Origin of the sequence: Leucobacter komagatae, from assembly GCF_000834055.1 — a bacterium.
Classification (GTDB): domain Bacteria; phylum Actinomycetota; class Actinomycetes; order Actinomycetales; family Microbacteriaceae; genus Leucobacter; species Leucobacter komagatae_A.
Genome location: NZ_JXSQ01000052.1, coordinates 1 through 7,445, shown reverse-complemented (window position 1 = coordinate 7,445; position 7,445 = coordinate 1). Strand labels below are relative to the sequence as shown.

General features: G+C 66.1%; 6 protein-coding genes, 1 tRNA gene and 1 rRNA gene. 6 read left to right on the top strand and 2 right to left on the bottom strand.

The window, feature by feature from the left end; all coding sequences use genetic code 11:
• Window positions 1-313 precede the first annotated feature (313 nt).
• Entirely contained in the window at window positions 314-1,327 is a 1,014-nt protein-coding gene (locus tag SD72_RS16445) for a 3-methyladenine DNA glycosylase (protein ID WP_232299838.1), read from the bottom strand.
• Window positions 1,324-1,728 (bottom strand): RNA-binding S4 domain-containing protein, encoded by a 405-nt coding sequence (locus SD72_RS16440; protein WP_042545552.1) that lies wholly within the window; start codon window positions 1,726-1,728, stop codon window positions 1,324-1,326. Before SD72_RS16440 ends, SD72_RS16445 begins: the two co-directional genes overlap by 4 nt.
• 44 nt (window positions 1,729-1,772) lie before the next feature.
• Between SD72_RS16440 and SD72_RS16435 the strand changes: the two genes are divergently transcribed.
• From SD72_RS16435 to SD72_RS16410, 6 genes are all read left to right on the top strand, one after another.
• Entirely contained in the window at window positions 1,773-2,405 is a 633-nt protein-coding gene (locus SD72_RS16435) for a YigZ family protein (protein ID WP_042545551.1), read from the top strand.
• A gap of 10 nt (window positions 2,406-2,415) precedes the next feature.
• Window positions 2,416-3,264, top strand: a complete 849-nt coding sequence (locus tag SD72_RS16430; protein WP_157000652.1) for a hypothetical protein — start codon at window positions 2,416-2,418, stop codon at window positions 3,262-3,264.
• A gap of 179 nt (window positions 3,265-3,443) precedes the next feature.
• Window positions 3,444-4,595 (top strand): DNA polymerase III subunit delta', encoded by a 1,152-nt coding sequence (locus SD72_RS16425; RefSeq protein ID WP_042545549.1) that lies wholly within the window; start codon window positions 3,444-3,446, stop codon window positions 4,593-4,595.
• Window positions 4,592-6,193 (top strand): alpha/beta hydrolase, encoded by a 1,602-nt coding sequence (locus SD72_RS16420; protein WP_232299837.1) that lies wholly within the window; start codon window positions 4,592-4,594, stop codon window positions 6,191-6,193. Before SD72_RS16425 ends, SD72_RS16420 begins: the two co-directional genes overlap by 4 nt.
• Before the next feature lie 110 nt (window positions 6,194-6,303).
• Window positions 6,304-6,375: transfer RNA gene (locus SD72_RS16415), tRNA-Thr, on the top strand.
• A 665-nt stretch (window positions 6,376-7,040) separates the two neighbouring features.
• Window positions 7,041-7,445: ribosomal RNA gene (locus tag SD72_RS16410) — 16S ribosomal RNA — on the top strand; the annotation flags it as partial.

The following is a 7,445-nucleotide window of genomic DNA, read 5'->3' as shown; positions in this document are numbered from 1 at the left end:
TAGCGTTCCAGAGGCTATCCAGATACTCGCGCGCGCTGCGCTTGCGGTGGCCATCGCACCAATATACCAGTCAACGAAGACCTTGAAGACCGGGCCGAGACGCGGCTCCGCTCCCGTAGCCCCCTCCCCAATAGCCGGAGTTGGCAGTTGTTGTCGCCACGATCGTCCGCAAGCGACAACAACTGCCAACTCCCGGGGATTGGGTCGGGTTTGGGTCGGGTTTGGGCCGGGATTGGGCCGGGATTGGGTCGGGATCGGGCCGGAGAACGGGGTATGCGGCGGCCGGTAGGGTCAGAGGCCGAGCAGAGACCGATCAGCTGTCCGCGCTGCCCGCGCCGGTAGACCTTGCGACAGCGATCGCCTCGAGCACCCGCACCCGCAGCAGGTTGCCTCGCGCCGCAAACGCCCGCTGCCTGCGCACATACTCCTGCTTGCCAGCGGGAGTCTCAATCGCGATGGGCTCGAGCGGCTCTCCCGCAGCGTCGACGTAGCCGGTCACGTCGTACGGCGATGCCTGCATGTCGACGAAGCGGATGTCTCGCGCGAACTCGAACGCGTCAAGCAGTAGCTCACCGGGAACGATCGGGCCGAGCTTCGTCACCCACTTGTAGATGTCCATGCCGGCGTGGAGACAGCCAGACTGCTCCATCGTTGGCTGGTTCTCGCGCGTCGGTGCCAGCCTATTGAGCGGTTCGGCGGCGGGCGTGAAGAACCGGTAGGCGTCGAAGTGGCTGCAGCCGATCGAGTGCGACTCCACGACGGCGTCCGTCGCCTCATGGCCAATGCGCAGCGGCATCCGGGTGTGGCGGACCTGCTCGGGCGTGAGCTGGTACACCATCGCCCACTCGTGCAGCCCAAAGCACCCGAACTGTGGGGTGTGTTCGAGCGTCGCCGAGAGGAGCTGCGCGACGTAGTCAACGGTCTGGGCGCGCTTCGCGAAGAAGGCCCCGACATCCACAGTCGCGGTGCTCGTAGAGTCGGTGGCGTAGTAGCGCCACGAAGCACGATCCGCCGCGGCAGCGAGCGAGACGCCAGCGCCCGGGTGCCACCTACGCAGTTCGGCTGGTTTGAACGGGTAGTAGGTGAAGAGGAAATCCTCGATCGGGTGTTGCTGGCCGCGCCGCCTGCGTTCCCGGTGAGCGGCGGTGAGGGCATCGGCGCGGGCCTCGTGGGCTTCGGCGAGGGCGCGCCACTGCGGCTCAGTGAGCTCGGTGAGCGGTGCCGGCTGCGCGTGGTGGATCAGGGCTTGCCTGGCTACCGACGGCACCGCCGTAGCCGACGGCACCGCCTGCGCCGCTGCTTCCACCGCCTGCGCTGTTGGGCTCATTCCGAGCCCGTGAGGTCGCGGCCGTCGAACGGCTGCTGATCGCGCCCGCGCAGCTTCTCGATCTCGCGGCGGTCCCGCTTCGTTGGACGCCCGGCACCCGGGTCGCGGTATACGGTGGCGGGCCGCTCGACGCGGGGAGGTGCTGGGGGAGTGAGATCCTCGAAGTAGGCCGCAGCCTCGGTTGCGCTGCCGCGGCGCACGGCGAGACCCGTCACGCGGTAGATGCGCTCGATGGTGTGGAGGCGGGTGCGCACGATGTCGCCGATCCGCACGGGTTGCGATGCCTTGGCTGGGGCGTCGTTCACGCGCACGTGCCCCGCACGGCACGCTGCCGTCGCTTGACTGCGGGTCTTCGCGAGCCTGACGGCCCACACCCAACTATCCACACGCACGGTACTCATGCCTTGATCGTAACGCGGCGCGCTGGGCATGACACCATAGGAGCATGGCAGCCGAGTACGAGACGATCGCGGGGCGCGTGGATACCGAGATCGAGATTTCGCGCTCCCGCTTTCTCACGCGGCTCGAACGTGTCGATTCGGAGGACGCGGCGCGGCAGGTCATTGCCGAGGTTCGCGCCGCACACCCACGGGCCAGGCACCACTGCTCGGCGTTCGTGATCGGCCCCGACGGCCGGGTGCAACGTTCGAACGATGACGGGGAGCCAAGCGGCACCGCCGGCGCCCCGATGCTCGACGCGCTCGTGTCTGCCGGGCTGAGCGACGTCGTCGCCGTGGTGACCCGCTATTTCGGTGGTGTGCTGCTCGGCGCTGGCGGCCTCACGCGGGCGTACCGCGCATCGGTCGCCGGCGCAGTGGATCACGCGAACCGCGTGCGGCGCGGCCTCAGGCGCGAGGTCAATGTCACCTCGAGCTACGAGGTCGCCGCGCAGATCGAGGCCGAGGCGCGCAGGCGCGGCTACGCTGTGGGTGTGGCCGAGTACAGCGACGTGGTTGTGCAGCGCTTCGCGGTCTCGGAGGAGGAAGTTGCCGCGCTCGCGGCGCTCGCCGCCGAGCTCAGCGCCGGCGGGGCGCAGGTCGTGCCGGGCGAGGCCGCGTTTGTGGATCTGGGTGGGTGAGGTGCGCGCGATGGTTTCGAGGTCTGGGCGGGCGCGGCCCGCGGTGACCGTGCTATTCGGTGACAGGCAGGGAGAGCCGCGGCTCACGACCGCTGCGTGGCCACGGCCGATGGTGCGGTGCATCGCTGGGGTCGCAGGAGTAGCCGGCGCCGGGCTGCTTGCGCTGCTGCTCGGAACCGCGAGCGGGCCCTGGGAGCGCGGAAGCTACGCGATGCTGTTGACGATGGTCACCGCGTCGCTGCTCTACCTGTTCACAACACGGGGGCATTTTGTGCCCGGCACAGTGCGTATTGCGGCGGCCGGCACCGGGCTGCGCTTCGCGCCGCTTCGGCAGGAGACTGTGTTTACCGGTGTGGTGCTTGCGGTGCTCGTGGCTTGGGGCGTGCTTGCGGGCTGGGTGGTTGGTGCTGGGCGTGGGGCTCAGGCTCAGGGTGGTGGGGCCGCCCTCGGGGGCGCCGGGGTGCCGCTCACCGCCTATGCGGTGCTCGTCATCGCCCTTGTAGCACTCGGGTTTCTTGTGCGCCTCGTGGCGCAGTTGCTGCGCCGGCCCGCGGGCGTGACGCTCACCGAGCGCGGCGTGATTCTGGCCTGGGAGGGCGGTGTTCGGGAGCTGTCTTGGCGTCACCTGCGCGGCGCAGAGGTGCGGCTCGATGCTCGGTTGGGCCCCGGGGTCGCTGTGCGCGACAGCACTGGAACTGAGTGGGCTGTGATGCGCGCGCGTGGGTGCGGGTCAGACCCTGCGGTCGTGGCTGCGGTGGTCAACTGTTTTCGCGCCCACCCGGAGGAGCGCACGTCGCTGAGCGAGCCTGCCCTGGCGTGGGAGCGGTTTCGGGCGAGCTTTGCCGGAGTGAGCGGGTGAGAGCCGCGTAAACCGTGGTGATCTGCCGTAACGGGGCCCGGATCGGGTGATTCGGGGCTGTATTGGGCTGATCGCCTATTGTGCGCGGGTGCAGTGGTGCGAGGGCGGCGTGCTGGGTTGCAGGAGGCCCGGGCAGGATTCCCACCCCGGGTGTCAGCGGCACCCGATAGCCTTGCCGCATGAGTTTCTGGGCGGAAATAGTTGGCCAGCCAGCGGCGGTCGAGGCGCTCGCGCGCGCGGCTGGCCCCGATGGTGGCCCGGCGCACGCCTGGCTGATCACGGGGCCACCAGGCTCCGGCCGATCGAATCTTGCGTACCGCTTCGCTGCCGCGCTGATCGCGCGCCAGGAGGCGGATCGCGAACGGGTGTACGCCCAGGTGCGTGGGCGCACACACCCCGATTTTGCGGCGTTGACCACGCAGGCCGCGGTGATCCGCATCGACAGCGCGCGTGAGATCGTCACGACCGCGCACTACGCTCCGAGCGAGGGGCGCTACCGGGTCATCGTGATCGAGGATGCGGATCGCATGACCGAGCACACCTCGAACGTGCTCCTGAAGGCGATCGAGGAGCCGCCAGAACGTACGATCTGGGTGCTGTGCGCGCCGAGCGAGGCCGATCTGCTTCCGACGATCCGCTCGCGCACCCGGTCGGTGCGGCTCGTGACGCCGAGCGTCTCCGAGGTCGCGCAGTTGCTTGCCGCGCGCGACGGCATCGAACCACAGCTTGCTGAACGCGCGGCCCGGCTCGCGCAGAGCCACATCGGGATGGCCCGCCGCCTCGCGACCGACGAGGAGGCGATGACGCGGCGTGAGCGCTCGATTGCCGGTGCACTCGGCGCGAACACGCTCGGCGATGCGATGGCGGTTGCCGCGTCGCTCGTCGGGATCGCGCAGGCCGATGCCGACGCGCTCACCGAGGAGCTCGACGCGGGCGAGCGCGCGGACGCGATGCGCAACCTCGGGCTTGCCCCTGGCGCCGCGATCCCCCCGAAGCTTCGCTCTCAGATGAAGGCGCTCGAGGAGGATCAGGAGCGGCGTAAGAAGCGCAGCCTTCGCGACGGTATCGACCGGATCCTCACGGACCTGCTCTCGCTCTACCGCGATGTACTGCTCACTTCGCTGGGTGCCGAGCCGCAGCTCGTGAACGCCGAAGCGGGGGCCGCGATTCGCGACCTCGCCGAGCGCTGGTCGCCCGAGCAGGCGCTTGCGGTCGTCTCGGCGGTTGAGGAGGCGCGTGAGCGGCTCGCCCGCGCGATCACCCCTGGTCTCGTCCTTGAGGCGCTGTTCGCGCGGATTGTGATGGCCGACAACCGGGTGCTTGTCTCGTGACCGCGCCGGAGCTGTATGAGGGGCCAGGCGACGAGTCGGGGCCGCTGCGCCGGAAGCGGTGGAAGCAGTGGGCGCTGGTCATCGGTGTTGTCCTCGTGGTGATCGGTCTTGTGGTGTCGCTCACCGGCGTGTGGCAACTATTTCAACCCAGCAACGCGCGTCCGACGGACGTCGAGCTTGAACTCCCAGCGCAACCCGTTGGGGGCGCATTCGGTGAGCAGAGCCCGAAGTGGGCTGACTGCGGCGGCGGCTTTCAGTGCGCAGACGTGCACGCCCCACTGAACTGGGACGAGCTCGAGGGCGACACCATTCAGCTGCGCCTCGTGAAGCAGCCCGCGAAGAATGGCGCGCCGATAGGCACACTGTTCGTGAACCCGGGCGGCCCAGGCGCATCCGGCTCGGAGTATGTGCGTAACTCCATTGCGTACGCCGTCGGCGAGCCGTTGCAGCGCGAGTTCGACGTGATCGGCTGGGATCCCCGCGGCGTCGGTGCTTCGACACCCGTGACGTGTCTTGATGCCGCTGGAATGGACGAGTACCTCTTTGGGGCGGGCAGCAGCACTGCTGAGCGAGGCAGCGACGAGTGGATCGCCGAGGGCGTTGCGGCTTCGCGTGAGTTCGGCGAGGCCTGCCTTGAGCAGACGGGTGACCTGCTCGGCCATGTCGACACGGTTTCGACCGTGCGCGATCTCGACATGCTGCGGCAGATTGTTGGTGACCCGAAGCTCAATTACCTCGGCTATTCCTACGGCACGCACATTGGAGCGCGCTACGCGGAAATGTTCCCTGCGCAGGTTGGCAGGCTGGTGCTCGACGGAGTGCTCGATCCAACCGCGAGCGAGGCCGATGTGATTCGCGAGCAGACGCTCGGTTTCGAGGCCGCGCTTCGCAGCTACGTCACCGCGTGCCTCGGGGGGCAAGACTGCCCGCTCAGCGGCACCGTTGACGAGGCAATGGCGGAGATCGGCGCGCTGCTTGACGGTGTGAAGGAGGCGCAGCTCACTGGCACTGACGGACGCACGCTGACCGCCTCAACGCTGCTCACCGCGATCATCACGCCGCTGTACGCAGAGTCGAACTGGGGATACCTGAACACGCTGTTTGAAACGGTTGCCGCTGGCGAGGCCGATGTTGCCTTTGCGCTCGCTGACTCGTACTACTCGCGGATGGACGGCCAGTACCTCGATAACTCGACCGAGGCCTTCCAGGCGATCAACTGCCTCGACTACCCGAACGCTATCGACGCCGAGCGGATGCGCGAGCAGGCGGCAGAGCTTGCTGAGCTCGCGCCAACGATCGGCAAATTCCAGGGCTATGGCGACGTGTCGTGCGCTGGATGGCCGGTGAAGGGTGCTGCGGAGCGGGCGCCTGTGCGCGCCGAAGGTGCTGACCCGATCCTTGTAGTCGGTACGACCGGCGACCCGGCGACTCCGTACCAGTGGGCGCAGTCGCTTGCGCGACAGCTCGAAAGCGGCGTGCTCGTTACGTTCGAGGGTGAGGGCCACACCGCGTACGGGCAGAGCGCGTGTGTGAATGACGTCGTCGAGCAGTACTTCATCGCGGGTACGGTGCCGGAGTCTGGCGTGACCTGCAGCTAGCGGGCTGCGGCGCTCGCTGCGGCGCTACGGTGCGGCAACAGCCGCGTGTGCGAAAACGGGAGCGCTTTCGTGCTAGAGTTTTCGCTTGTGTGCGATGCAAATTGCACCAAGCCGCCTTAGCTCAGGGGTAGAGCAGTTCCCTCGTAAAGAACAGGTCATCGGTTCAAATCCGATAGGCGGCTCAGATACAAACGGCCCGAACCAGATGGAAACATCTCGTTCGGGCCGTTTTGTGTTTTCTGGCGGCTTCACGGCCGGACACGCCCGGAGGTAGGGCAACTTCGTTGCAAACACTGGGGCCTGGCCGCTCGGGGCGGCCAGGATTTGTGCACACCCTGGGATCCGCGTAATGTATTCCTTTGTTGGCCCGGACGGAAACGGACAGGCCGCAGAGAATCTCTCACACAACACCCCCACTTGAACCGCAGTTTGGTTTGTAAAGCGGGTAGGGAAAATGAGATTCACTCCTCACCTCAGGTGGTCGCTTTTCGGAGCGGTTGATCTCGGATCGAGCATGGCTCGGTCAGGTTCGGGAAGTAGCGGGAAACGCTGCGACACGGATTTGCGCGAGAGTGCCTGAGCGTGTAAGCTAGAAAAGTTGCTCTTCGGAGGGTCTCTTGGTTGAGATCGGTACGGTGGGTGTCTGGTTCTTGAGAACTCAATAGTGTGCACTTAAATTGTCAAATGCCAATTTATTATCCCCGGCATCGAACCGTTTGGTTGGGTGTTGGAGATTCCTTTTTTTGGATAACAAACGAAATTTCGTCAGTATTGATGAGTTTCTGTTGTCAGGTTGAACTCGCTCGCATGCATGGCTTATTCCGCTGTGGTGTGGGCATGTAATTTTTTTACGGAGAGTTTGATCCTGGCTCAGGACGAACGCTGGCGGCGTGCTTAACACATGCAAGTCGAACGATGAAGCCCAGCTTGCTGGGTGGAAGAGTGGCGAACGGGTGAGTAACACGTGAGTAACCTGCCCTGAACTCTGGGATAAGCACTGGAAACGGTGTCTAATACTGGATACGACCTATCACCGCATGGTGTGTAGGTGGAAAGATTTATCGGTTCTGGATGGACTCGCGGCCTATCAGCTAGATGGTGAGGTAATGGCTCACCATGGCGACGACGGGTAGCCGGCCTGAGAGGGTGACCGGCCACACTGGGACTGAGACACGGCCCAGACTCCTACGGGAGGCAGCAGTGGGGAATATTGCACAATGGGCGCAAGCCTGATGCAGCAACGCCGCGTGAG

Excerpts from the sequence above, each read along its gene's own strand:
- SD72_RS16435 (WP_042545551.1), top strand. The coding sequence starts at position 1,773 with ATGGCAGCCGAGTACGAGACGATCGCGGGGCGCGTGGATACCGAGATC.
- SD72_RS16440 (WP_042545552.1), bottom strand. The coding sequence starts at position 1,728 with ATGAGTACCGTGCGTGTGGATAGTTGGGTGTGGGCCGTCAGGCTCGCG.
- SD72_RS16425 (WP_042545549.1), top strand. The coding sequence starts at position 3,444 with ATGAGTTTCTGGGCGGAAATAGTTGGCCAGCCAGCGGCGGTCGAGGCG.
- SD72_RS16445 (WP_232299838.1), bottom strand. The coding sequence starts at position 1,327 with ATGAGCCCAACAGCGCAGGCGGTGGAAGCAGCGGCGCAGGCGGTGCCG.
- SD72_RS16430 (WP_157000652.1), top strand. The coding sequence starts at position 2,416 with ATGGTTTCGAGGTCTGGGCGGGCGCGGCCCGCGGTGACCGTGCTATTC.